Origin of the sequence: Vreelandella venusta, from assembly GCF_044809155.1 — a bacterium.
Lineage (GTDB): Bacteria > Pseudomonadota > Gammaproteobacteria > Pseudomonadales > Halomonadaceae > Vreelandella > Vreelandella venusta_B.
On the sequence record NZ_CP085241.1, the window covers coordinates 1,511,212 to 1,536,038 of the forward strand.

General features: G+C 53.1%; 21 protein-coding genes. 13 read left to right on the forward strand and 8 right to left on the reverse strand.

The window, feature by feature from the left end; translation table 11 throughout:
- Positions 1-94: 94 nt before the first annotated feature.
- The 3 genes from lon (at position 95) to LG301_RS07190 (ending at position 4,919) form a co-directional block, all read left to right on the forward strand.
- Positions 95-2,524 (forward strand): endopeptidase La, encoded by a 2,430-nt coding sequence (gene lon / locus LG301_RS07180; protein ID WP_404474653.1) that lies wholly within the window; start codon positions 95-97, stop codon positions 2,522-2,524.
- 193 nt (positions 2,525-2,717) lie between these two features.
- Positions 2,718-2,990 (forward strand): HU family DNA-binding protein, encoded by a 273-nt coding sequence (locus tag LG301_RS07185; protein WP_007114333.1) that lies wholly within the window; start codon positions 2,718-2,720, stop codon positions 2,988-2,990.
- Between the two features lie 111 nt (positions 2,991-3,101).
- Complete coding sequence (locus tag LG301_RS07190; RefSeq protein WP_404474655.1) at positions 3,102-4,919, forward strand: SurA N-terminal domain-containing protein; 1,818 nt, start codon at positions 3,102-3,104, stop codon at positions 4,917-4,919.
- A 108-nt stretch (positions 4,920-5,027) separates the two neighbouring features.
- On the opposite strand, the gene LG301_RS07195 is transcribed toward LG301_RS07190, so the two are convergent.
- A complete protein-coding gene (locus LG301_RS07195; protein WP_404474657.1) occupies positions 5,028-5,798 on the reverse strand; it encodes a UDP-2,3-diacylglucosamine diphosphatase in 771 nt (256 codons plus the stop codon).
- A 15-nt stretch (positions 5,799-5,813) separates the two neighbouring features.
- Entirely contained in the window at positions 5,814-6,314 is a 501-nt protein-coding gene (locus tag LG301_RS07200; RefSeq protein WP_404474659.1) for a peptidylprolyl isomerase, read from the reverse strand.
- 156 nt (positions 6,315-6,470) lie between these two features.
- Between LG301_RS07200 and LG301_RS07205 the strand changes: the two genes are divergently transcribed.
- The 10 genes from LG301_RS07205 (at position 6,471) to LG301_RS07250 (ending at position 19,036) form a co-directional block, all read left to right on the forward strand.
- Positions 6,471-8,150 (forward strand): glutamine--tRNA ligase/YqeY domain fusion protein, encoded by a 1,680-nt coding sequence (locus LG301_RS07205; protein WP_404474661.1) that lies wholly within the window; start codon positions 6,471-6,473, stop codon positions 8,148-8,150.
- An 11-nt stretch (positions 8,151-8,161) separates the two neighbouring features.
- Positions 8,162-9,580, forward strand: coding sequence for a cysteine--tRNA ligase (gene cysS / locus LG301_RS07210; protein ID WP_404474663.1), 1,419 nt, complete (start codon positions 8,162-8,164; stop codon positions 9,578-9,580).
- A gap of 101 nt (positions 9,581-9,681) precedes the next feature.
- Complete coding sequence (locus LG301_RS07215; RefSeq protein WP_404474665.1) at positions 9,682-10,590, forward strand: ABC transporter substrate-binding protein; 909 nt, start codon at positions 9,682-9,684, stop codon at positions 10,588-10,590.
- A gap of 3 nt (positions 10,591-10,593) precedes the next feature.
- Positions 10,594-11,796 (forward strand): ABC transporter permease, encoded by a 1,203-nt coding sequence (locus tag LG301_RS07220; RefSeq protein WP_404474667.1) that lies wholly within the window; start codon positions 10,594-10,596, stop codon positions 11,794-11,796.
- Positions 11,793-12,761 (forward strand): ABC transporter ATP-binding protein, encoded by a 969-nt coding sequence (locus LG301_RS07225; protein ID WP_404474669.1) that lies wholly within the window; start codon positions 11,793-11,795, stop codon positions 12,759-12,761. Before LG301_RS07220 ends, LG301_RS07225 begins: the two co-directional genes overlap by 4 nt.
- The gene (locus tag LG301_RS07230) at positions 12,751-13,524 is read left to right on the forward strand and encodes an ABC transporter permease (protein WP_404474671.1); all 774 of its coding nucleotides are present in this window, start codon (positions 12,751-12,753) and stop codon (positions 13,522-13,524) included. The genes LG301_RS07225 and LG301_RS07230 overlap by 11 nt, the downstream gene beginning before the upstream one ends.
- A gap of 133 nt (positions 13,525-13,657) precedes the next feature.
- Positions 13,658-14,860, forward strand: coding sequence for a thiamine pyrophosphate-dependent dehydrogenase E1 component subunit alpha (locus LG301_RS07235; protein ID WP_404475203.1), 1,203 nt, complete (start codon positions 13,658-13,660; stop codon positions 14,858-14,860).
- Between the two features lies 1 nt (position 14,861).
- The gene (locus tag LG301_RS07240; RefSeq protein WP_404474673.1) at positions 14,862-15,839 is read left to right on the forward strand and encodes an alpha-ketoacid dehydrogenase subunit beta; all 978 of its coding nucleotides are present in this window, start codon (positions 14,862-14,864) and stop codon (positions 15,837-15,839) included.
- A 17-nt stretch (positions 15,840-15,856) separates the two neighbouring features.
- Positions 15,857-17,140, forward strand: coding sequence for a 2-oxo acid dehydrogenase subunit E2 (locus LG301_RS07245; RefSeq protein ID WP_404474674.1), 1,284 nt, complete (start codon positions 15,857-15,859; stop codon positions 17,138-17,140).
- 9 nt (positions 17,141-17,149) lie between these two features.
- Positions 17,150-19,036, forward strand: coding sequence for a serine/threonine protein kinase (locus tag LG301_RS07250; protein WP_404474676.1), 1,887 nt, complete (start codon positions 17,150-17,152; stop codon positions 19,034-19,036).
- 19 nt (positions 19,037-19,055) lie between these two features.
- On the opposite strand, the gene LG301_RS07255 is transcribed toward LG301_RS07250, so the two are convergent.
- The 6 genes from LG301_RS07255 to LG301_RS07280 form a co-directional block, all read right to left on the reverse strand.
- Positions 19,056-19,673 (reverse strand): ABC-type transport auxiliary lipoprotein family protein, encoded by a 618-nt coding sequence (locus LG301_RS07255; protein WP_404474677.1) that lies wholly within the window; start codon positions 19,671-19,673, stop codon positions 19,056-19,058.
- Entirely contained in the window at positions 19,670-20,611 is a 942-nt protein-coding gene (locus LG301_RS07260) for an MlaD family protein (protein ID WP_404474679.1), read from the reverse strand. The genes LG301_RS07255 and LG301_RS07260 overlap by 4 nt, the downstream gene beginning before the upstream one ends.
- Before the next feature lie 39 nt (positions 20,612-20,650).
- The gene (locus tag LG301_RS07265; protein WP_404474681.1) at positions 20,651-21,454 is read right to left on the reverse strand and encodes an ABC transporter ATP-binding protein; all 804 of its coding nucleotides are present in this window, start codon (positions 21,452-21,454) and stop codon (positions 20,651-20,653) included.
- On the reverse strand, positions 21,451-22,563 hold the full coding sequence (locus LG301_RS07270; RefSeq protein WP_404474683.1) for an MlaE family ABC transporter permease: 1,113 nt from the start codon (positions 22,561-22,563) through the stop codon (positions 21,451-21,453). Before LG301_RS07270 ends, LG301_RS07265 begins: the two co-directional genes overlap by 4 nt.
- Positions 22,564-22,646: 83 nt before the next feature.
- On the reverse strand, positions 22,647-23,468 hold the full coding sequence (locus LG301_RS07275) for an IclR family transcriptional regulator (RefSeq protein WP_404474685.1): 822 nt from the start codon (positions 23,466-23,468) through the stop codon (positions 22,647-22,649).
- A 142-nt stretch (positions 23,469-23,610) separates the two neighbouring features.
- Positions 23,611-24,819, reverse strand: a complete 1,209-nt coding sequence (locus LG301_RS07280; RefSeq protein WP_404474687.1) for a 3-oxoadipyl-CoA thiolase — start codon at positions 24,817-24,819, stop codon at positions 23,611-23,613.
- Positions 24,820-24,827: the final 8 nt, after the last annotated feature.

A 24,827-nucleotide genomic window follows, 5' to 3' on the forward strand; every position in this document is an offset into this window, starting at 1 on the left:
TTTTATGCAATTGTTGCGAAAGTTACTTTTTATACTGTGAGGTGCTTGTCTAAGTACCCTTCAAGTACACATCCGAATTTGAGGAACGTCTGCGATGCAGCAGAACGCCGAACAGACACAGTGTCTACCTTTGTTGCCGTTGCGGGATGTGGTTGTTTACCCGCAAATGGTTATACCTCTTTTTGTTGGCCGTGAAAAATCTATCCAAGCCCTGGAAGCGGCGATGGAGGCCGATAAGCGTGTACTGCTGGTGGCTCAGCGCGAGGCTTCTCAGGATGATCCGGACAATGCAGACTTATATGCCATGGGAACCGTGGCAGATATAATGCAATTGCTGAAGTTGCCAGATGGCACTGTCAAAGTGCTTATTGAGGGCAGCTTTCGCGCTGATGTAGTCGAGATAGAAGAGAATGAAGCAGGCTATACACAAGCCTACTTAATGGCGCGGGAGAGTGAGCCGCTTACCCACCGTGAACAAGAAGCGCTGGTACGCGTACTGTTAAATCAATTTGAGCAGTACGTAAAATTATCCAAGAAAGTCCCTAACGAGGTACTCAATTCTCTTACTGGAATTGAAGACCCAAGCCGTCTAGTGGATACCATCTGCGCTCATTTGTCGCTGAAAATTGGTGACAAGCAAGAGCTGCTTGAAATGGATCGTGTACGCGACCGTATCGAGCACCTGATGGCACTCATTGAGTCTGAAATTGATCTTCTTCAGGTTGAGAAGCGCATCCGCTCTCGCGTCAAAGAGCAGATGGAAAAGACGCAGCGCGAGTATTACCTCAATGAACAGATGAAAGCCATCCAAAAAGAGATGGGTGAGCTGGATAATGTTCCCAATGAGGCAGAAAAGTATGAGCAGGCCATCGAAGCGTCAGGTATGCCTAAAGAGGCGGCTGAAAAAGCGACGCAAGAGCTAAATAAGCTGAAAATGATGGCGACTAATTCGGCCGAAGCTACTGTCGTTCGCTCTTATCTGGACTGGTTGGTTGCCGTTCCTTGGAAGAAACGTACGCGCGTTAAGCACGACTTGGTAAAAGCTCAGCAGGTGCTTGATGAGGATCACTACGGCCTGGAGGAGGTTAAGGCGCGCATACTGGAGTACTTAGCGGTACAGAAACGCGTGCGCAAGATGAAAGGCCCGGTGCTATGCCTAGTGGGGCCGCCAGGTGTGGGTAAGACCTCGTTAGGGCAGTCTATTGCGCGTGCAACCAACCGTAAATATGTACGTTTGGCGTTAGGCGGTGTGCGCGATGAGTCGGAAATTCGTGGTCACAGGCGTACGTATATCGGTTCGCTTCCGGGTAAATTGATGCAGCGGATGAGCCGTGCTGGCGTGAAAAACCCGCTCTTCTTACTGGATGAAGTTGATAAGTTGGGTATGGATCATCGTGGTGATCCCGCCTCGGCGCTGTTAGAAGTCCTTGATCCTGAGCAGAATAATAGCTTTAGCGATCATTACCTTGAGCTGGATTATGATTTATCCGAGACGCTGTTTATTTGCACGGCGAACTCGATGAATATTCCGGGGCCGCTGCTTGATCGGATGGAAATTATTCGGCTGCCGGGTTACACCGAAGACGAGAAGCTGGCCATCGCCAAGCGCTACCTGCTGCCCAAACAGCTGGAAGCTAACGGTCTTAAGGTTGATGAGCTTGCTTTGCAGGATGATGCGCTATTAGAACTGGTGCGCTACTACACGCGTGAAGCGGGCGTGCGCGAGTTAGAACGCCAGATCGCGAAAGTATGTAGGAAGGTGCTGCGTGAACGCCTTGAGGCGGAGCGCGTTTCTAATGAGAAGAAAGGTAGTAAATTACAAGCTGGCCAAGTATTAACGGCTGAAGAGATCGAAACCTATGCAGGTGTTCGTCGCTACAGCTATGGGCTGGCTGAAAAAGAGAACCAGGTAGGTCGAGTGACCGGACTTGCTTGGACATCTGTCGGTGGTGAACTGCTCAATATTGAATCTGTCGTTACCCCGGGTAAAGGACGTATTAATAAAACGGGTTCGCTCGGCGACGTGATGAAAGAGTCAGTAAGCGCTGCGCAAACGGTGGTTAAGGCGCGTGCTCATGAGTATGGGATTGACCCCCAGCGGTTTGAGAACGAAGACCTTCATATACACGTCCCTGAAGGTGCTACTCCCAAGGATGGCCCCAGCGCGGGTATAGCGATGGTGACCGCAATTGTCTCGGCCTATACGCAGCGCGCCGTGCGCTGTGATGTTGCAATGACAGGTGAAGTTAACTTGCGCGGAGAGGTCCTACCCATCGGAGGTTTAAAGGAGAAATTGCTGGCAGCGCGCCGCGGTGGTATAAAGACCGTCCTGATTCCTGAGGAAAATCGCCGAGATCTCAAGGAAGTACCGGAAAATATCAAAGGTGCACTTGATATTCGTCCAGTACAGTGGATAGATGAGGTGTTAGCGATAGCGCTAACGAACGATCAAGTCGACGACAGCACCTCGTTAAAAGGTACTGATACGTCTTTTAGTTCGAATGCCGTAGTCAGCACGCATTAAGCATTAGGGCTCTTTGGAGCTTTAATATTACGTAATAAGTTTGCCGATTGCCTTGTGCAAACGGCATCCCACGGTCCGGTCGCTTGACAGGTGTTTCAAGGCATTGCTATAAAACGCAGCTATGCTTTGAGGTTGTAGCACCCGGTGATTGCGCCGTTCAGAGCCATTTTTTGAAACAGTTAAGGGGTGAAGTGTGAATAAGTCCGAGCTGATTGAAGCTATTGCCGCGTCTGCTGATATTCCAAAAGCAGCGGCAACCCGCGCATTGGATGCCATGGTGGAGTCTGTCACCGATAGCCTCAAAAAAGGCGAGAGTGTTTCACTGGTAGGCTTTGGCACTTTCGCTATTAAAGAGCGTGCTGCACGTACAGGTCGCAACCCGCAAACGGGTCAGCCAATTCAAATCAGCGCTGCAAAAGTTCCCAGCTTTAAAGCAGGTAAAGCGCTGAAAGACGCCGTCAACTAATTGGCGAGTCTTCTGTGATCTAATGGGCGCATCGCATCCGCGATGCGCCCATATTCTTTTCTGGCCCGTTATTTTGGGCGATGAGTTTTGCTGTAATAATCTGAGGCTAGCATGCTGCAAAGTATTCGAGACGGCTCCAGAAGCTGGGGTGCCAAAATCATCATCGGTGTTATGGTGGCTGCCATGGCACTGTTCGGCATTGAATCGCTGTTTAGCGTATTCGGTAGTGATCCCAATGAAGTGGCAAGCGTCAATGGCGAGCCGATTATGCGGCAGCAGGTAGAGCTTGAGGTTCAGCGTGCACTACGTTCCGGGCAAGTGCCGCCAGAACAAGAGCGTGCTTTGCGTAACGACATGCTTGACCAGCTTATTACCCAAAAGCTGTTGACCCAGTATGCTAATGATGGCGGCTTTTATGTATCTGAGGCCCAATTAGATCAAATCATTGTGGGCCTTCCTGAATTCCACGACCCAGAGGGTCGCTTCTCATCCGAGGTGTTTCGTAACCGCTTAGCCGGTGCGGGCTATACGCCGGTCTCATTCAGAGAAGAGTTACGTGTCGACATTAACCGTCAGCACCTTCAGCAAGGACTGGCATTCAGCGATTTTAGTTTGGCCAGTGAACAAGAGCGGTTGGCAGAGTTGCAGCGTCAGCAGCGCAGCTTCCGGTACGCAATGTTAAGTGCCGACGATGTTCAGCTGGATATCGACGTGACTGAAGAGCAGATACAGGAGTATTACGACGCCAATCAGGCACGTTTTGAGCGCCCAGAACAAGTGCGCGTTGAGTATGTCTTGATTGATCGCCAGGAAATGGCCTCTGGGCGCGAGGTTGATGAAGATGCCTTGCGTGCAGCTTGGCGTGAGCAAAATCGCAATGCCGATCGCCAAGTGTCTCATATTATGGTGACGTTTGGTGGAGAGCGTAGCCGTGAAGAGGCTCAAGAGCGTGCTGAGGTAGCGCTTCAGGCATTACAAGAGGGCGAACCCTTTGCCGAAACCGCTTTACGCTACTCGGATGATACTGCGAGTGCAGAAGAGGGCGGTGACCTCGGGGTTATTAGCCGTGGTTTCTTCGGTGATGCGTTTGACGAGGCGGCATTTGCGTTGGATGAAGGCGAAACGTCTCAGCTAGTAGAGATGGACGGTGCTTTCCATATTTTGCAAGTGACTCAGATTGAGGCACCGGCGTTTGAGGAGCAGCGGGAGACGCTGCAGCAAGAAGTAGCGCTGCGTGAAGTCAACGATGACTTTAACCGCCAAGTTCAACGCTTAATCGATGAGAGCTTTGCCGCTGATGATCTGGAAACTGTCGCGAATGATCTTGGCTTGACGCTCAGCCAAACAGATTGGCTAGCACGTGGTGAAGGCGAGGGTGTGCTATCTGAGCCGGGCGTGTTGGACGAAGCATTCAGTGCTGATGTGCTTGAAGAGGGCTACAACAGCGAAGTGATCGAGCTTGACGATGACCGTCGTTTGGTTTTACGGGTTGCCGAGCATCGAGAGCCTACCCTGTTAGCGTTGGATGATGTGCGTGGTGACGTTGAATCGGCCGTCGCTGCACAGCAGCGCCAACAAGCATTGCAGGATGAAGCGGCGCGCATCATTGAAGCTTTAGAAGCAGGAAGCGCTGAAGATATTGCATGGCTTGAGGCAAACAATGTGTCGCGGCAGTCGGACAGTACACTGCCCCAAACACTTGTGCAGCAAGTGTTTCGCATGCCACGCCCTCAAGAAGGGCAGAGTGTTTATCGCGCTGTAACGCTTCCACAAAGTGTCGCGGTGGTCGCATTAGACGACGTGTCGACGGGTGATGTGAATGAGCAAATAACCACGTTTGTTGCACAAATGGCTGAACAGCTTCGGGCGCAATCGGTCATCCAGGCGCTGATCGACGACCTGCATCGTGACGCTGAGATTGAGCGCTAAACCCTCAGCGTACATTTAGTGGTTAGGGATTCGATAGCCCTTAAATTGAAAAGCCGATCTATATGATCGGCTTTTTCAATGGCATTGTGTTCGCTCTATTCGCTACGGCTACGGCGGAGCGTTGAGTGCGAACTGACGCAGCACAGGAACAGCATGGTGCTCCGGTGTTTGCTCAATCAATACATCCCAGCCGTGCTGGTTGTCCCAATCACCTAGTACAAAACGTTTGGCGGGAACGTCCTCCACGGTTAAATCATGCACCTTCGGGCGGTGGGTGTGGCCATGAATCATGGTGGACACGCCAAAGCGCGCCATTAATTTCACCACTTCCTCATGAGTGACATCCATAATTTCGTCCGCTTTATTGGCGTTGGCATCACCGGACTGCATGCGTAAGCTTTTAGCGAGTTCTATACGCTGCTCCATAGGAAGCGCCAATATTTGTGCCTGCCACTGCGGATCCCGTGATTGTTGGCGAAACGCCATATAGGCTTCGTCCCTGGTGCATAAACTATCGCCATGGAGGATCACCACCGGAACGCCCTGAAGCTCAACTGCTTGGGCTTCGGGTAGCAGATTGCCCTGGCAGGCATTAATGAAACGCTCACCGATTAGAAAATCACGATTACCATGTAGGAAGTGAACGGCTGTTCCGTTGCTGCTAAGTTTGCGTAACCGCTTGATGACATCATGGGCAACTGCGCTCAGTGGGTGAGGTGTATCAAGAAGGTCATCACCGATCCAGGCATCGAAGAGGTCACCTAAAATATATAAGGCGTCTGCCCCCTGTGCAGTTTGCTCTAAATAGCGAAAAAAACCTTGGTTAATCTCAGGTGTATCGCTGCTTAGGTGCATGTCGGCTACCAACAAAGTGCGCATAAGTCTCCCAGGCGTTTATTCTGCTTCTTTAACGAATGCACGCTCGATAATGACATCTTCAGACGGGACGTCAGCGTGCATACCGCGGCGCGTAGTGCTAACGCCCTTAATTTTGTTGACTACCTCCATACCTTCAACCACTTCGCCAAAGACAGCGTAGCCCCAACCTTGTAGGCTTTTACCGCTATGGTTGAGGAAGCTATTGTCACCTACGTTAATAAAAAACTGTGCTGTGGCAGAGTGAGGGTCTTGGGTGCGAGCCATTGCCAGCGTGCCAACGGTATTTTGCAGGCCGTTGTCAGCTTCGTTTTCAATAGGGTCGCGGGTCGGCTTTTGGTTAAAGTCTTGATCAAACCCGCCGCCCTGGACCATAAAGCCATCAATCACACGGTGAAAGAGCGTGCCGTCGTAAAATCCTTCACGCACATACTGTTCAAAGTTAGCCGCGCTAACCGGCGCTTTTTCATGATTAAGCGCAATAGTAATGTCACCGTGGTTGGTCTGTAATACGATCATAGATAAATTCCTGTTCAATAAAGGCGTTCGCCTTGGCGCTGTGCATCGGCGTCACGTTATAATAGCGGTTTTGTCCAGCGCCGCGAAGCGCTAACCCTATTAGCGTAGGCATCGGTTGCCTAGCGCACCATCCACCATGAGGTTATTAACACCACCATGACCAACGAGACCACCCCAGCGCCGAACTTCATTCGCAACCAAGTACGCGACGAAATTGAGGGCGGCCAGGTCAGCAAAATTGTCACACGCTTTCCCCCTGAGCCCAATGGCTTTCTGCATATCGGCCATGCTAAGTCGATTTGTTTAAATTTTGGGTTGGCGGAGCAGTTGGGTGGTGAGTGTCATCTGCGTTTTGACGACACCAACCCAGCGAAAGAAGAGCAGGCGTATATTGACGCCATCAAAGAAGATGTCAGTTGGTTGGGTTTTAAATGGGCTGGCCCGGTGCGCTTTGCATCGGATTACTTCGATCAGTTATACGCCTGGGCGCAATACTTAATACGTGAGGGCAAGGCGTACGTTGATGATTTATCCCCGGACGAAATCCGCGAATATCGCGGCACATTGACCGAACCCGGCAAGCCGAGCCCCTTCCGTGAGCGTAGCGTCGACGAAAACTTGGACTTGCTGGAACGCATGCGTAATGGAGAGTTCGCTGAAGGTGGCAAAGTGCTGCGCGCTAAAATTGATATGGCGTCTCCTAATATTAATATGCGAGACCCGATTCTCTACCGTGTTCGGCATGCTCACCATCATCAGACCGGCGATAAGTGGAAAATCTATCCTTCGTATGACTTCACTCACGGTCAGTCAGATGCCATCGAAGGTATTACACACTCGATCTGTACCTTGGAATTTGAGGACCACCGTCCGCTTTACGAGTGGTTTTTAAACAATCTTCCCGTGCCAGCGAAACCCCGCCAGATTGAGTTCGCTCGTCTGAACCTCGACTATACGCTAACGTCTAAGCGCAAGCTGAAACTGTTGGTTGACGAGCAAATTGTCGATGGGTGGGACGACCCGCGCATGCCAACCATCTCTGGTATGCGTCGTCGTGGCTATACGCCGGCGTCTATCCGCAAGTTTTGTGAGATGATCGGTGTGACGCGCGCTGACGGTGGCTTAGTGGATATTGCCATGCTAACGCATGCGATTCGTTCAGACCTTGAGGACAACGCGCCGCGAGCAATGTGCGTATTGAAACCTCTTAAAGTAGTGCTGACGAATGTCCCCGAAGACCATGAAGAGATTTACGAAGTGCCCGGCCACCCCGCACGTGACGATATGGCCATGCGTAAGGTGCCGTTTGGTCGCGAGCTTTACATCGACCAAGACGACTTTATGGAAGATGCGCCCAAGAAGTTCTTCCGCTTAGCGCCCGGTAAGGAAGTGCGTCTGCGCAACAGCTACGTTATACGCTGCGATAATGTTATTAAGGACGACGCGGGTGAAATCATAGAGCTGCATTGCTCGGTGGATTTCGATACCTTGGGTAAAAACCCAGAAGGCCGCAAGGTGAAAGGCGTGATTCATTGGGTAAGCGCGGCTTACGGTGTGCCCATGGAAGTACGCCTTTACGATAACCTCTTCTTGGTTGAGCAGCCTGATCGTGACAAAGATGTCGATTTCCTAGACCACCTCAATCCAGAGTCTCTGACAGTTTGTCAGGCGATTGGCGAGCCTAGCTTGGCGGATGCAGCTCCGGAAGATCGCTTCCAGTTTGAGCGGACAGGGTACTTCTGTGCCGACCGTCATGCTTCTAAACCAGGGCAGCCGGTGTTTAACCGCACCGTAGGATTAAAAGATAGCTGGGCGAAAATCAAACAGAAGGGCTAAGGAAACGTCATATGCAGATTTACAATACGCTGACACGCCGCAAAGAACCGTTTACCCCGCTCGTCGAGGGTAAAGTAAGCATGTATGTCTGTGGCATGACGGTGTATGACTATTGCCACCTTGGCCACGCACGGGTCATGGTGGCCTTTGATGTGATTACCCGCTATCTGCGCCACCGTGGTTACGAAGTAAACTACGTACGCAATATCACTGATATCGACGACAAGATTCTCAAGCGCGCTGATGAAAATAGCGAGACCATCAGTGCACTAACAGAGCGTATGATCGATGCAATGCATGATGACGAAGTGCGTCTGAACGTATTGCCGCCCAGCCACGAGCCGCGCGCTACCGGGCATATAGGCGAGATCATTGCCATGATTGCAACGCTGATTGAAAAGGGCTTTGCTTATCCCGCTGCGAATGGTGATGTCTATTACCGGGTACGTAAATTCACCAACTACGGCAAGCTTAATAACCGACAGCTTGATGATATGCGCTCAGGTGCTCGGGTAGAGGTGGATGTTCATAAAGAAGATCCACTCGACTTCGTGCTGTGGAAGGCCGCTAAGCCTAGCGAGGTTCACTGGCCTTCTCCTTGGGGCAATGGTCGGCCTGGTTGGCATATTGAGTGCTCGGCAATGTCAACGTGCTGCTTGGGCGATACGTTCGATATTCACGGTGGTGGACCTGATCTTACTTTTCCCCATCATGAAAATGAGATCGCTCAATCTGAAGCGGCGACTGGCAAAACCTACGTAAATACGTGGATGCACGCAGGTGCCGTTCGGGTGAATCAGGAAAAGATGTCAAAATCGTTGGGCAACTTTTTCACTATCCGTGATGTGCTGGCTGAGCATGATCCAGAGGTTGTACGCTATCTGTTAGTGGCTAGCCACTACCGTAGCGCCATTAACTATTCGGCTGATTCACTCGTTGAAGCACGCAAATCGCTCACTCGTTTTTACACCGCGCTGGACGGTGTCGAGGGGCAGGGGAAAGAGAGTCAAGACGCCTCAACTGTCGGCCAAGCAGCGTTTGCTTCATATAGCGAACGCTTCGAAACGGCGATGGATGATGACTTCAATACGCCTGAAGCATTAGCGGTACTGTTTGATCTAGCCCGTGACCTCAACCGTGCAAAAAGCGACCAGCCGGCAGAAGCACCGCGCCTGGCAGACGAGTTGAAGCGTTTAGCCGGTGTGTTAGGGCTCTTACAGCAAAAGCCGCAGACCTTTCTTAAAGGTGCTCAGCAGCAGGTAGCACTTAGCGAAGCTGAAATTGAAAGCAAAATTGCTGAGCGTCAGGCTTCAAAAGCCAATAAGGATTTTGCCAAGGCGGATGCGATTCGTGACGAGCTGGCCGCTTTAGGGATTATTCTAAAAGACTCCCGGGAAGGAACTACCTGGGTGATTGAAACGCCTCAGTAACGCTACCACGTCAGACGCCGCGAAAGCGGCGTCTGACTTCAACGCCGTTAGCTCTTATACTGAAGCGACCCTACAAGACGCTTATGAAAAGGATAACTAAGATGCGCTCTGTCATGAAACCTGCCCTTGCCGCCTGTTTGTCAGCTCTGGTTTTTTCAGCGGCTAATGCCAATAACCCCGTGGTTGTCTCTTCAAAGATTGATACCGAGGGCGCGGTACTGGGTGAGTTGATCATCCAAACATTAGAACGCAACAATATTGATACCCAAGACCGTTTGCAGCTAGGGGGCACCAGTGTAGTGCGTAGCGCCCTTCAAGCGGGGGAGGTTGATCTTTACCCAGAATATACCGGTAACGGTGCATTTTTCTTCGATATGACCGATAGCCCGGTGTGGAATGATGCCGCTGATGCTTACCAAACGGTAAAAGAGCGGGATGCAGAGCAAGGACTTGTGTGGCTGCAGCCCGCGAGTGCTAACAACACCTGGGCGATGAGCATTCGACAAGATGTCGCTGAAGCTAATCGCTTAGTTACTCTGGATGATTTAGCTGCCTATCTTGCAGAGGGTGGTGAATTTAAATTCGCAGCCAGTGCCGAGTTTGTTGAATCGCCCCAGGCACTACCCGCTTTTCAAGAAGCTTACGGTTTTGAACTAAGCGGTGACCAATTGCTGGTGCTATCTGGCGGCAATACTGCCGCGACAATGCGCGCAGCGGCGCAGCAAACCAGCGGCGTTAATGGTGCCATGACGTACGGCACTGATGGTGGTCTCAGTGCATTAGGCCTCGTGGTGCTAGAGGATGCCAAAGGTGTCCAGCCCGTGTATCAACCAGCGCCTGTGGTGCGTGAAGAAGTTTTGGAGGCCTACCCACAGATGGAGGCACTGCTAAACGATATTTTTGCCACGCTGGATCTTGTTACCTTACAAAAACTTAACGCCGATGTGGCTGTGAACGGCCTCTCGCCAGATAAGGTAGCCAGTGACTATCTTGATAGCCTGGATGACTAATGAATGTCGTTAAACAATGCATTGCCCATCCCGACCAAGCTGCACCGGCGTATAGCGCCGCCTAATACGGTGTTGTTGAGCTTAGGCGCAGCGATGTTGGCCGTTATATGGCTGTTAAGTCCCGTAAGCGTAGCGCCTAACCGAATTGTGCCCGGCACTTCGTATCATCTGCTAGATGCCATTGGGTGGTTTGGCGCACTGCTGATCTCACTACTAATCAGTGCACTATGCGTTTTAGCGCTACGAACAACGCAGGCTCATTATTGGGCAATGCTGGCGCTGGTCATAGTGATGCTGTTGCTCATGCCATTCGGCTTTATCGTTGCCAGTCATTGGCTAGTGAATCCTGAGCTACCACAAGCACGCGTCAGCGTTGGTGCTGCATCCTGGTCCCTGCTATTTATTCTGCTGCTCTGCTTGGTGGAGCTGCGCCTTCGGCTGGGATTGTCTCGCTTGAGTACGACGCTACTATTAAGTTTTGTCGGCGTTATATGGTGGTTATGTACATCATCATGGCTGCAGGATTTGGCTTTGGTGAAGGAGTTTCAGGCCCGCGATCAGCAGTTTTGGCGCGCCATACGTCAGCATCTTCAATTAGTCATTACGGCCGTCGGAGTTAGTGTAGTGGCAGGTGTACTGCTGGCCATGCTCATGCGGCGCTATATAAAGCTGCAGAAAATCACTTTCTCACTGCTCAATTTTCTACAAACCATTCCTAGTATTGCGCTGTTTGGATTGCTGCTAGCGCCGTTGGCCTGGGCGTCGGCAAATATCCCTTTTTTGGCAAAGCTAGGTGTTAGTGGAATTGGTACGGCACCTGCGTTAATTGCACTCATTGCTTACAGTTTGCTGCCGATGGTGCGCAATACGTATACCGCGTTAGAGGAGGTTAGTAGCGACACCTTGGAAGCTGCCAAAGCGATGGGGATGCGCAGCAGCCAGCGTTTTTGGCAGGTTCGCCTTCCTCTAGCCTTGCCGGTAGTGTTAGAGGGTTTACGTATTACGACGGTCCAAGCAGTCGGCTTGACCGCAGTGGCTGCTTTGATTGGAGCAGGAGGGCTGGGCACCTTTATTTTTCAGGGCTTAGGCCAGGCCGCAATGGACATGGTGCTACTCGGTGCACTGCCTATTCTACTGTTGGCGTTGATCGTTGATGCAGGCATAGGGGCGTTGGCAGAAGCGCTTCGCCCCGGAGGTCATGAATGATAGAACTATCCCACGTATCAAAGCACTTTGGCGAAGAGACTGCCGTTGATGACATATCGCTGCACGTTGCCAAGGGAAAGTTCTGTGCGCTGGTCGGCACGTCTGGCTGTGGTAAATCCACCACCTTACGGATGATTAATCGCCTTATCGAACACAGTGAAGGCGATATCTTGCTGGACGGTCAGGCCATTCAGAGTTATGACCCCGTCAAGCTTCGTCGCCGCATTGGCTATGTGATTCAAAGCACAGGGCTCTTTCCTCACTGGACGGTAGCGCGCAACATTGGCCTGGTTCCCAGGCTGTTAAAGTGGCCGCGCGATAAAGTGGCTGCACGGGTAGAAGAGTTAATGGGTGTTCTGGGCTTGCCGATAGAGGAGTTTTCTCACAAATATCCTCACCAGCTGTCGGGGGGGCAGGCTCAGCGGGTTGGCGTTGCACGAGCGCTCGCTGCTAACCCTGATATTTTATTAATGGACGAGCCGTTTGGTGCTTTGGATCCTATCACTCGGGAAAAGCTCCAAGATGAGATGGCCAAGCTTCAGGCTCGGCTCCATAAAACGGTGGTGTTCGTCACTCACGATATGGATGAAGCGCTAAAACTTGCTGACCACTTAGTCGTCATGCGCAACGGCCGCATTGTTCAACAGGGAACGCCGCTGGCGTTATTGCAGCATCCGGAAGACCCCTTTGTCGATTCATTGCTCGGAGGCCTTGAGCGAGGCCTTAAGCAGGCAGCGCTAACCCGTGTGAAAGATCATATGACCTCCCTAGGACAAAGCTTGCCAGCACAGTCGCGGGTGCCTGGAGAGTACTCACTGCGTCAAGCACTGTCCATAATGCTGCGTGACCATAGTGATCGGTTAACCGTTGTTGATCAACAGGATATGCCGATTGGTGAGCTATCGTTGCGAAAAATTGTCAAAGAGGCCCAGATCGATAAGGTGAGCGTACGCGATGCTTATTAGTCGTCGCACGCCATCCTCGCCAAGCGCTAGCCACCGTTGGGCACTACCGCTGATATGGGGGGGGCTGTTGGCAGTCGCTGTGCTGAGCATGCCCTACCTTGAGGGCATATTCCGCTGGCTAGAGCCTGATGCGCGGCAAGTAATCTATCGGCGTGCGGAGTTCTATACCCTCCTGGGGCGCCACTTACTGGTGGTGGGTGTTGCAGCGGTGTTCACGATTTTGGTGGGCGTGTTCGCAGGCATTGCTGTCACCCGGCAGCGAGGGCAGGACTTTTTGCCGTTAGTAGGGCAGTTAGCATCCCTTGGGCAGACGTTTCCACCCGTTGCCGTGCTCGCACTCGCGGTTCCTACGCTTGGATTCGGTACGCTGCCGATTATAGTAGCGCTTATGCTTTACGGGCTGCTGCCGATCGTACGCAATACCTTAGCTGGCTTTAAAGGGGTGGACGCTGATGTCAAACAAGCTGCATTGGCCATGGGCATGACACCCTGGCAGGTGCTGCGCCGTGTTGAGCTGCCATTAGCCGCACCGGTGATCTTAGCGGGTATCCGAACCTCGGTAACCATTAATATTGCCACTGCCGCGCTAGGTGCGACGGTAGGTGCCAGTAACTTGGGCGACCCTATCATTGCCGGTATTGTGAATAACAACATGGCGTATGTTGTGCAGGGAGCTTTTCTGATTGCACTTCTTGCGCTGGCGGTCGATAGCGTCTTCGATGCTTACCAAAAAAAGCTGCGTTCCCGCCTTTCTGCGTCTTAAGTTGTATCCCCTAAAGTAGCCTACTGAGTTAATGTCCTTGTGTTGCGTTGACCATTGTCAGATAAATCCACTGGCATAAAAGGTCAGCACCGACAACACTGCCCTCAAAAGGGGCAAAACAAGGATAATAATGATGACACAGTATGTACATCAGCCGGCCTTCTTGACCGGTGACGAGTTCTCCATCGATACCTTTAGTTTGCTCGACCCAGAGGGCGAGCTTTACGAAGGTGCCAGCGAGCCAGCTCTTGAACGAGACCATGCAAGACGGCTCTATCAAGCGATGCTGGCAACCCGCATTCTAGATGAGCGTATGCTAGCTGCGCAGCGTCAGGGGCGATTAAGTTTCTACATGCAGTGCACCGGTGAGGAGGCTGCTGTTGTTGGAGCAACCGCCGCACTTAATGACGCTGATATGATTATGGCGCAATACCGCGAGCAGGGCGCTCTGATGTATCGCGGCTTCTCTATCGACGAGTTCATGAACCAGCTTTTCGGCAACGAGCTGGATTATGGCAAGGGTCGGCAAATGCCAATCCACTACGGCTCGCGCAAGCTGCATTACATGACCATTTCTTCCCCCCTGGCCACGCAAATTCCACAGGCGACAGGCTATGCATATGGTCAAAAATTAGCGGGTGAGGGCCACTGCACGCTGACCTTTTTTGGTGAAGGCGCTGCCTCGGAAGGTGATTTTCACGCCGCGCTTAATATGGCTTCGGTCCACCAAGTACCGGTTATTTTCTTCTGCCGCAACAATGGCTATGCCATTTCAACGCCTGCAACAGAACAGTTTGCGGCCGACGGTATCGCGCCTAGGGCGTTCGGCTATCATATGCATGTCATTCGCGTAGACGGTAATGATGCGCTCGCGGTTTTTGAAGCGACCACCCAAGCTCGCAAAATTGCCGTAGAGAAAAACCAGCCGGTGTTGATTGAAGCAATGTCTTACCGTCTGGCTGCACACTCTTCTTCCGATGATCCTTCTGGCTATCGTTCAAAGGACGAAGAAGAGATCTGGCGCGCAAAAGACCCGCTGTTGCGCCTAAAGAAGTGGCTTGTAAAGAAAGGCTGGTGGAGCGAGGAAGAGGAAGCCGCTCAGCAGGAGAGCCTGCGCAAAGAGGTGCTCGACACCCTAAAACGTGCAGAAAAACGCCCGCCGCCGCCGCTGGATTCATTGATTAGCGATGTCTACGCCGACGTCACCCCCGCCTTACAGCGCCAGCTAGACCAGCTCAAGCGCCATATCCGCCGCTATCCAGACGCGTACCCAAAAGGTGCCAAGTCTCTTGATCTCGACGTTGATACGGCCACTGATACCCAGGGGGATGCGTAAGATGCCTACTATGAATATGTTACAGGCGATTAATAACGCCCTAGATATCGCCATGGCCGAAGATGAAAAAGTGATTTGCTTCGGTGAAGACGTAGGTGTGTTTGGCGGCGTTTTCCGTGCCACCAGTCATCTACAGGACAAGTACGGCAAAGCACGCTGTTTCAACACGCCGCTGGTAGAGCAGGGCATTATTGGGTTTGCCAACGGATTAGCTGCTCAAGGCTCTGTGCCGGTGGCAGAGATCCAGTTTGCCGACTACATTTTTCCCGCCTTTGACCAAATTGTTAATGAAACGGCCAAATTCCGCTATCGCTCTGGGGATCTGTTTAACGTCGGCGGTTTAACCATCCGTACCCCCTATGGCGGTGGGATTTCAGGCGGGCTATACCATTCGCAGTCACCTGAAGCCTACTTCACCCATACGCCGGGCCTAAAAGTAGTGGTACCCCGCAACCCCTATCAAGCGAAAGGGCTGCTACTGGCCGCTATACGCGATCCTGATCCGGTGCTTTTTCTTGAGCCTAAGCGACTTTACCGCGCCGCAGTGGGCGATGTGCCGGAAGAGGATTACCAGCTGCCCATTGGCGAAGCGGAGATTGTAAAAGAGGGCAGTGATATCACCTTAGTGGGCTGGGGCGCCCAGATGGAAGTGATTGGTAAAGCCGCTGAACTTGCTGAAGAGCAAGGCATCTCCTGCGAAGTGATTGATCTGAGATCTCTGCTCCCCTGGGATGAAGACACGGTAGCAGAATCTGTGTTTAAAACCGGCCGCCTGATTGTGAGCCATGAAGCGCCTCTCACTGGTGGCTTTGCTGGAGAGATCGCTGCAACCCTACAAGAGCGCTGTTTTCTCTATCTGGAATCGCCCATTGCACGGGTGACCGGTTTGGATACGCCATTCCCGCTAGTGCTGGAAAAAGAGTATTTGCCCGATCACTTGAAAATTTTTGAAGCGATTCGCGAAAGCGTTAATTTCTAGCGCCAGGGAGAAAAATTATGAGCGATTTTATGTTGCCGGATATCGGCGAAGGCATCGTTGAGTGCGAAGTCGTTGAGTGGCGCGTTGCAGAAGGCGATCTTATTGAAGAAGACCAGCCCATTGTTGAAGTGATGACCGACAAAGCGCTGGTAGAGATTACCGCACCAGAACCGGGTGTAGTGACCAAGCTCTATGTACCTCAAGGCCAAGTTGCCAAAGTACATGCACCGCTTTATGCCTATGAAGCAAACAGTGAGGCAGCGGGCGCGCAAGAGAAAGAGAGCGATGCTGATACAGTTGAAACGCCCAAGGCTAGTCAGCATGCCCAGCCCTCGACGCAGCCTTCCATAGCAACGTCTTCGCAGGCTGACAAGGGCGCTACTACAGAGAAAGGCCTCTTGGGTAAAGTGCCTGCTAGCCCAGCAGTACGCCGTCTCGTGCGCGAACACGAACTGCAGTTAACCGATATTGCGGGCAGCGGTAAAGACGGTCGGGTGCTAAAAGAAGATGTACTGGCGCATCTTGATCAAGCGGCGCCCGTGCCAGCACCTGCAAGCCCTGTCACTGGCCAGACGGCGGCGCGAAGCGAACCACAGGCACCGAGAGTTGAACCGCTGCGCGGCGTCCGAGCGGTGATGGCCAAACGCATGGTTGAGTCTGCCACGACTATTCCTCACTTCCATTACGGTGAAGAAATCGATGTCACCGAGCTTCTAGCGCTACGTGAGCGCTTAAAGCCTCAGGTAGAAGCATTGGGTGAACGTCTGACGTTGATGCCTTTCTTTATGAAAGCGATGGCGCTGGCTGTTGCCCAAGCGCCGATCGTTAATGCCCAGCTTAATGCCGCAGGCGATGAATTACACTACTTTGCCCAGTGCAACATTGGCATGGCGGTAGATAGTAAGGCGGGCCTGCTGGTACCTAACGTCAAGGGCGTTGAAACGCTAACACTGCTGGATATTGCCCGTGAAGTAGGGCGGCTAACGACCTCGGCGAGAGAAGGCCGTGTGGACCAAGCTGATCTAAAAGGCGGCACCATCAGTATTTCTAATATCGGCGCACTGGGCGGCACGTATGCAGCGCCGATTATTAATGCGCCTGAAGCAGCGATTGTAGCGATTGGTAAAACCCAATGGCTGCCGCGCTTTGATGAGCAGGGGGCTGTACAGCGCCGAGCGATTATGACCATTACCTGGGCGGGGGATCATCGCTTTATTGATGGTGGTACCATCGCGCGCTTCTGCAATGCCTGGAAAGGCTTTTTAGAAGCACCGGAAACCATGCTGCTGCATTTGGGCTAGCGCTAGCCAATGTCTCAGGCACCGCTTCAGCAGTTTTATATACCCGAAGAGCAGTCGGTATATCTGCTAAGCCACCATGATGCTCGTAAGCTTAAAGATTGGGTGGCGCTGTGCAAGACACAGCTCACCCAACTGGGCTATACGGGAATCGAGCTTGTTGGCAAAGGGGCCTATGGGTTTGTGTTTGCGGGCAGTGCGCCTGAACAAGGCGCAGCTGCCCATGGTTCCTCTATCCCTCATGCCTTTAGCCAGCATGTCATTAACCACTACGTCTTCAAGTTTTCGCGTATTACCTTACCTATACACCTGCAAGAGCGCCTTGAAGAAGAGGCGTTCATGCTTGACCAAGTCGCCCATCCTCTTATCCCTAAATTAGTGGCCTATCAGCGTACTCGCGGCCAATCGATTCTGGTGATGGAGCGCGCCCCCGGCTGGAACCTAGAGCAGGTGTCGTTAAAAGAGGGCAGACTACCCCCGCGGCTAATTATTCGAATTGCCGTTCAATTAGCGGATATCCTGAAATCGCTTCGTCGTGAAGCGGGGCCTAATGCCCGCCCCGTCGTGCACGGTGATATAAAACCTTCCAACTTAGTATTTGATCCCTCAACTGAGAAGATTGCACTGATTGACTGGGGCTCCTCGGTGTTTGCGCAGTTGGATGAAAAGCTCCAGTTTGTAGGCGCTAATGTCATGGAGCTGATGTCGGATAACTTACAGCAAACCAATGCGCGTTTAGGTGATGTCTACTTTATTGGTGAGGAGCAGCTTAATGGGGCTCTCTCATCGCCACGCTTTGACGAGCAAGGTGTTGCGGGCACGCTTTACGCACTGGCTTCAGCCCAATCATGCCGCTTTGGCCATCGTGCCATCCCGGCAAGCGCTCTGGGATTGCCGATGGAGTTCGCCCGCATCTTGGATGGCATGCTGGATCCGGATCCTCAGGTGCGTCGCCGCGCGGGGGACTATTTTTTAAGCGCGATGCCTCGCCTCGATAAGGCGGTCATGATTGACCTGCCTATAGCTCCTCAATCGCCGCTGGTGCCAGTCTGGGCGCGCCCTGCGTATCAAGAGATAGATACGGTCGTATACAGCTCTCGCAAAGCCTTTCTCCGTGAGGCCGATGCGCAGGAAACGCTTAACGACGTCAATGATGTACAGCTGGATCGCTACTACAAACAGTTTATGCAGGGGATGGGAGAGACCGAAAAGGCGTTTTTGGCCTCGGTGAGCCGCTTGGGACGGTACCCCGTCGTGGGCGGCTTAGCAGTGCGCTGGGAGCGAGAAGGCGTTTATATTGACTCCTCTCTTAATCTGCATGACCCAGCGTTAAAGCCTGCTTTTATTGAAGCAGTCAATAACATGGTGCACTTGGCACGTGCTATTCATCGGCAGGGAATTTTTAAAAGCTGCTTATTTAATGCGCGCCAAACGCTGCATCTAGAGCGCGCCAGTGCCCATGAGGCATTTCATTGCAAGCCGGATATGCAGATCCATTATGAGCTAAGTGCGGTTCCAGAAATGGAAGACCGTACGCGTCAGCATAGCTACTTTGAAGATGGTCCCGACCCGGAAGAGCTACTGGTGCTGCCTAACCGCATTATTCAAATACTTGAGCAGCTCAACGAGATTCATCATACCGGAATGATTATTTTTGAAGCGCTGCCTCAGCACCTCAAAATCCATAGCTATTACCGGCTGCTTGACCCCAGCCGCGAGCAAGAGTTTTGCAGCTTGCTGGCGAAGATGCTGGAGTCAGTCAGTCAGATCGAGGGGCTTGGTGTGTCTGGATTTATGAAAATGCCCTATAAAGATACCCGCTTTTTTACCCACCTTGAGCGCCAGCCAGAGCATTATTACCCCAAGAACCCCCGTGCATTTCTAAAAAAGCACCCGTGAACAGTGCTGATAAAATGCTTCACAAATCAGGCGCTTGCTCAACAAGCCATGTGGCCAACTGTTCGGTGAGTGCATCACTTGCCTCGCCAAATGCATCCACGACATCCACTATTTCAACGCTGCTGGCCTGGGCGCGGGTTGAAAAACTGGTGGCTTTGATACGACGAGGGTCTTGATCGTCAACAAGTTGAACATCTAGCTGCAGTTTTACAGTGGGCGGGGTGGTGTCGTACTCACTCTGAAAATGGCGCAGTTCACTCAGTAGCAGTAGGTCATTAGGAAGACGGTCGCTGCCGACACTCGTAAATAGCTGGCGTTGTTGTAAGCCAGCGATCAGCCGTGCTTGCAGCATATCGGGCGCATCTTCGTGCCAGCGGGAACCTTCGTAAACATTGACCACGTTGCGTTCCGGGTATACCACAATGCGATTGCTGCTTAGCAAATGACCCGCTTCAGGCGTGGCTACCCCAAGCCGTATAGGCAGTGCTGGCGACGCTGTTGCTGGCGTTGTAGCGGGCGCTGAAGCAGGCAGTCGGTAGAGTGTGGAAGGCTCGCTTTCAGGCAGTATTGAGCAGCCGCCAAGCGATAGCAAAATAGCTGTTAGTGCGGCAACGTTAAGGGGATGGGGAAAGCTCATGGGCGGAACTCCTCTACCTGATCACGACCTAGGAGAAAGTCTCGGGGGCTCTCTTCCAGTTGACGGGTAATACGATCCAGTGAATTCAGCGCAGAGCGCAGTGCTGACAGGGCGGGGGCGATATCCCGTGTCCCTTGCAATGTACGCTCTACGGCTCCAGCATTGTCATTGACCAGCTGCTCAATGCGCTGTGCGGCACTGGCGACATCGTTACTGGCGCTAGCAGCGCTCACCATGACCATTTTGCCATCGTTGCCCAGTAGCTGTGCCGCTTCCTGGCTAAGCGCGTCAATGCTGGCCAGAGTGGAGGTGGCTTGGCGGGATACATCGCCAAACAGCGCCATATTTTCGTCAAGTACCGCCTGCTGTGAAGCGATCATGTCGGTGATCTGCGCAATGTTCGCGAGGATATTGCCGGCCTGTTCGCGATTGCCATCATCGAAAAGTGCGTTGACGTTTTGCAGAATCAAATTGATGTTCTCAATCATCTCTTCGCCCTCGTCAAATAGCGTGGCGATGGGCGAAGGGTCGGCTCGAATAAACGGGGCCTCCTCATTCATCTGGTCCGCTAAGCGGGGGCTTTCGGGAGTGCCGCCATAGAGTTGAACCGACATACTGCCAGTAATGTTGGCAAAAGCGAGTTTGGCCCGTGTATCCATTTTAACAGGGGTATCTTCATAGACACGTATCGCTGCAATGACCTGACGAGGATCGTTAGGGTTTAGTTGTAACCCGGTGACATCGCCAACTTCGATACCGTTATATTGGACTCTGCTCCCCACAGAGAGGCCGCTAACACTGCGCTCAAATAGAATGCTGTAGGGTTGATAATCCCGTTCACCCGCTGCATAGCTCATCCATAGCGCAAATAGCAGGGCACCCGCACCCGTAAGGAGAGTGAAAAGTCCTATCAAAATATGATGGGCACGCGTTTCCATCTGCGTTACTCCTGTAGTTAAGGGGCTTTTGTTAATGAGCTATTGTTGATGAGCGCTTTGTGCCGCTCTGCCTCTTGGGCCTTGGAAATAGTCTTGTATCCACTCATCGTCATAGGTAGCGACGCGTTCGAGCGTGTCAGCGACAAGCACCTTTTTTTGCGACAGAACCGCGACACGGTCGCAGGCCGCGTAGAGCGTATCCAAGTCATGGGTGACTAGAAAAACGCTAAAGCCCAGCGCATCGCGCAGAGTAACTAACAGCTCATCGAAGGCGGCTGCACCAATAGGGTCAAGACCAGCGGTTGGCTCATCGAGAAAGAGAATGTCAGGGTCTAGCGCGAGGGCGCGGGCCAAGGCAGCACGCTTTATCATCCCACCAGAAAGCGACTCAGGAAATTGCAGCGCCGTTTTAGGTGAAAGCCCCACTAGTGAAAGTTTTAGCCGTGCTAAATACTCGGCGTCTTCACGGGGAAGTTTGGCGTGTTCAATCAGTGGTAAGGCAATGTTTTCCTGCAAGTTTAACGAGCTAAACAGCGCACCGCGTTGGAACAGTACGCCAAATCGACGTTCTACTTGGCTGCGTTGCTCTTCGTTTAGGTCATTCAAGCGTGTTCCTAGCACTTCAATAGTGCCGCCATTGGGCCGCTTGAGACCTACAATGCTGCGTAGCAGCACCGATTTCCCCGTTCCTGACCCGCCCACGACCCCCAGAATTTCCCCACGTTCAAGTGTAAAGTCGAGGTCTTCATGGACAGTGTGGTCGCCAAAGCGGTTGACTAATCCACATACCTGAATGACCGGGTGACTGTTTTTTGGCTGCAAAGACGTCTCAGAAAGTGTCACCAGCCCATCTCCATAAAGAACAGTGCCGCCATGGCATCAAGCAATATCACCATAAAAATCGATTGAACAACGCTTGAGGTGGTGTGAGCGCCCACAGACTGAGCGCTGCCGCTGACTTTAAAGCCTTCCAGGCAGCCAATGACTGCAATAACAAAAGCAAACACCGGTGCTTTGCTCAAACCAACGAGGAAATGCGTGACGGAGACATCTTTTTGCAACGTGGTAATAAATTGGCTGACCGAAATATCCAGCGAGAGTGCTGCCACGACAGCGCCGCCCACTAAGCCGCTTAGCATACCCACAAAAGCTAAGAGCGGCAGGCTGATAAGCATTGCCATAACGCGGGGAAGCACGAGCAGCTCAATGGGGTCTAGGCCCTGAGCTTGAAGGGCATCGATTTCTTCGTTGGACTTCATGGCACCCAGCTGGGCCGTGAATGCACTTGCGGTGCGGCCAGCAAGCAAAATAGCGGCCAGCAGAACACCAAACTCACGCAGAAACGAGAACGCGACTAAATCGATGGTATAGACGGTGGCGCCAAAGTCCGCGAGCACTGTGGCACCCAGAAAAGCGACGACGGCGCCCACCATAAAGGTGAGTAGCGCAACGATAGGCACCGCGTTTAGGCCGCTTTGTTGAATATGGGCCACCATGGCAGTGAAGCGCCAGCGGTGAGGGCGTAGCAGTAACGAAAAAAACGTGGCCAGCACTAAACCAATAAACGCTAGCAATTGGCGTTGCTGAGACCATAGCCCAAGCACCTGCTGGCCGGTGGTGGCAAGCGCTTCGGTAATGCGTTTTTTCGGCTGAGACTGAACATCCAAAGGCGCTTCCATGGCCTCGGCGATGCGCATCAGTAACTGTTGTTGGGCACGGGGTAGGTCGCTGGCCCAATGGTTTACGAGCTTGCTGTTGTCAGTCCCTAGCAACTCAACAATGAGCGAGGCTCCTGCGGTATCTAACGCTTCAAACCCTGGAAGGGTTACCGAGGCTGCGCTAAGTTCCCCGTGCTGCCTTACTTCACGCTTGAGCGCTACATAATGGCGCAACGTCCATTCGCCATGTAGCGAGACATGCTCGCCCTGTTGAGTGATCCACTCGTTTGGCATCCCTGCTCCTCATTGCCTTCAAATGACACTGAAGGTCTATGATGCAGTCAAACGAGTGTTAGTGAAAGCGCCCTCGCAGCAACTTACCGCGATGCGCGGTATTTAGGCGCTAATTCCTGCCTAATTTTCGCCGCGACTTCTTTCAGGCGAGGCCCCAAGTTATTGACCAGGCGGTCGTGATCCAAGCGCAGGCTGGAACCCCCGCAGTTGATGGCCATGACTTCGGCACCGTCTTCTAAAATAAGCGGCATCGCTACCGCGCTGATATCCCGCTGCCAATCCTGCTCGGAGAGGCAAAATCCGTACTCGGCGTAGTCTTGCAGGCTCTGTTCAATACCGGCATGAAGGCGCGGCCAATCGTCGCCATGAAAGGCAGCAAGTTCTTGCATCACCTGATGGCGTCGCTCGCCAGATAAGCCGCATAGCCATGCCCGGCCAATCGCTGAGGTGGCGATGGGTAGCCGCGAGCCAACATCCAAGCGAATAATCAGCGGGCCATGGCCGTGGCAGGTTTCCAAGTACACCATGTCGCTACGGTCGGCACCGCCTAGGCTCACGTTACAGTCGGTGGCGTCGGCAAAGTCTTGCAAATGGGGGCGGGCAATTTCGCGAATGCCCATATTGGCTAGAAACCGATAGCCCAACGCCAGCACCCCCGGCCCGAGGCGGTACTTCTCCAAGTGGCGGTTGTGTTGCAGGTAGCCTAACTGGGTCAGCGTATAGGTTAACCGGGACACCGTGGGGCGTGGGATGTGGGTGCGATTAGAGAGCTCTGCATTGCCCAGGTACTCTTCCCCTGTTCCAAAAGCGCGGAGCAGTTCTAACCCCCGCGCAAGCGCGGTGACAAAGTTGCGATCTTTTTCGGGTGATTGCGGCTCATCAGCAGCGGCGTCGGTTGGTTCCATCAAGCGTCTCGGCTAATCAATCATTGAGTGGCAAGTATCGCATACCTGCGCTGGGGCGTTGCAAAGCGCGATAAGAGAGCTTAGTCAACGCTTGGCCTGCGGCGCCTGCCTTAGATACTGTGCTAGCGCCGCAGGAGGGCGGTTAGCTGTCTAGGCGTTCAATGATGGTCGCAATGCCCTGGCCAACGCCAATACACATGGTGACCAGCGCATAGCGCCCGCCGGTGGCTTCTAGCTGGCGCAGCGCAGTGAGTGCCAAACGTGCGCCCGAGGCACCCAGCGGGTGGCCAATGGCAATGGCGCCACCGTTGGCGTTAAGGCGCGGGTCGTCGGCAGAAAGCCCCAACTGCTGAACGCAGCCCAACACCTGCACCGCAAAAGCTTCGTTGATTTCAATCACGTCCATCTGCTCAAGCGAGAGGCCAGCCCGGGCCAGCGCTTTTTGCGAGGCGGGTACCGGCCCCAAGCCCATGACGCGGGGAGCAACGCCCGCCACGGCGCTTGCAACGATACGCGCTCGCGGAGCAAGCCCAGCCCGCTCGCCTGCTGCACGCGTGCCGACAATCAGCGCGGCAGCCCCGTCGTTTAATCCAGAAGCGTTGCCTGCGGTCACGACACCGCCTTCAAACAGCGCGCCGAGTTTGGCCAGTTTCTCCTCGGTGCTTTCAGCGCGGGGATGCTCATCTTTATCTACCAACAGCGGCGGCTGTTTGCGCCCTTGAGGCACTTCTACCCCAAACATTTCGCCTTCATAAAAGCCGTTTGCCAGCGCCTTGGCATAGCGCGCTTGGGAGCGGGCGGCAAAGGCGTCGCTGGCCTCGCGGCCAATGTTCAGGTCGTGGGCAATGTTATCGGCAGTTTCCGGCATGCTGTGGCTGCCGTACTCTTTGGCAATCCACGGGTTGGGGAAGCGTGAGCCAATCACGGTATCAAACATCGGCTGATTGCGAGCGTAGGGGGAGTCGGCCTTGCCCAGCACGTAAGGCGCGCGGGACATTGACTCCACGCCGCCAGCTAAAAATAGCTCACCTTCGCCTAAGCGAGCGGCACGGGCGGCATCCATCATGGCGGCTAAGCCACTGCCGCACAGGCGATTGACGGTTTGGCCTGCCACCTCAATCGGCAGGCCCGCCAGCAGCGCACCGTGACGGGCCACGTTGCGAGAATCTTCCCCCGCTTGGTTGGTGCAACCTGCCAGCACCTCTTCATAGCTTTCGAGTGCGAACGGGTTGCGGGCTACCAGTGCTTTAAGCGTCAGCCCCAACAGCTCATCTGGGCGAATAGCCGCTAAGCTGCCGCCGTGGCGACCAAAAGGGGTACGTAAACCGTCGTAGATATAGGCGTCTTGCATGGTTATTT

Coding starts and splice junctions, on each gene's coding strand:
- lon (WP_404474653.1), top strand. CDS start 95: ATGCAGCAGAACGCCGAACAGACACAGTGTCTACCTTTGTTGCCGTTG.
- LG301_RS07190 (WP_404474655.1), top strand. CDS start 3,102: ATGCTGCAAAGTATTCGAGACGGCTCCAGAAGCTGGGGTGCCAAAATC.
- LG301_RS07195 (WP_404474657.1), bottom strand. CDS start 5,798: ATGCGCACTTTGTTGGTAGCCGACATGCACCTAAGCAGCGATACACCT.
- LG301_RS07200 (WP_404474659.1), bottom strand. CDS start 6,314: ATGATCGTATTACAGACCAACCACGGTGACATTACTATTGCGCTTAAT.
- LG301_RS07205 (WP_404474661.1), top strand. CDS start 6,471: ATGACCAACGAGACCACCCCAGCGCCGAACTTCATTCGCAACCAAGTA.
- cysS (WP_404474663.1), top strand. CDS start 8,162: ATGCAGATTTACAATACGCTGACACGCCGCAAAGAACCGTTTACCCCG.
- LG301_RS07215 (WP_404474665.1), top strand. CDS start 9,682: ATGCGCTCTGTCATGAAACCTGCCCTTGCCGCCTGTTTGTCAGCTCTG.
- LG301_RS07220 (WP_404474667.1), top strand. CDS start 10,594: ATGTCGTTAAACAATGCATTGCCCATCCCGACCAAGCTGCACCGGCGT.
- LG301_RS07225 (WP_404474669.1), top strand. CDS start 11,793: ATGATAGAACTATCCCACGTATCAAAGCACTTTGGCGAAGAGACTGCC.
- LG301_RS07230 (WP_404474671.1), top strand. CDS start 12,751: ATGCTTATTAGTCGTCGCACGCCATCCTCGCCAAGCGCTAGCCACCGT.
- LG301_RS07235 (WP_404475203.1), top strand. CDS start 13,658: ATGACACAGTATGTACATCAGCCGGCCTTCTTGACCGGTGACGAGTTC.
- LG301_RS07240 (WP_404474673.1), top strand. CDS start 14,862: ATGCCTACTATGAATATGTTACAGGCGATTAATAACGCCCTAGATATC.
- LG301_RS07245 (WP_404474674.1), top strand. CDS start 15,857: ATGAGCGATTTTATGTTGCCGGATATCGGCGAAGGCATCGTTGAGTGC.
- LG301_RS07250 (WP_404474676.1), top strand. CDS start 17,150: ATGTCTCAGGCACCGCTTCAGCAGTTTTATATACCCGAAGAGCAGTCG.
- LG301_RS07255 (WP_404474677.1), bottom strand. CDS start 19,673: ATGAGCTTTCCCCATCCCCTTAACGTTGCCGCACTAACAGCTATTTTG.
- LG301_RS07260 (WP_404474679.1), bottom strand. CDS start 20,611: ATGGAAACGCGTGCCCATCATATTTTGATAGGACTTTTCACTCTCCTT.
- LG301_RS07270 (WP_404474683.1), bottom strand. CDS start 22,563: ATGCCAAACGAGTGGATCACTCAACAGGGCGAGCATGTCTCGCTACAT.
- LG301_RS07275 (WP_404474685.1), bottom strand. CDS start 23,468: ATGGAACCAACCGACGCCGCTGCTGATGAGCCGCAATCACCCGAAAAA.
- LG301_RS07280 (WP_404474687.1), bottom strand. CDS start 24,819: ATGCAAGACGCCTATATCTACGACGGTTTACGTACCCCTTTTGGTCGC.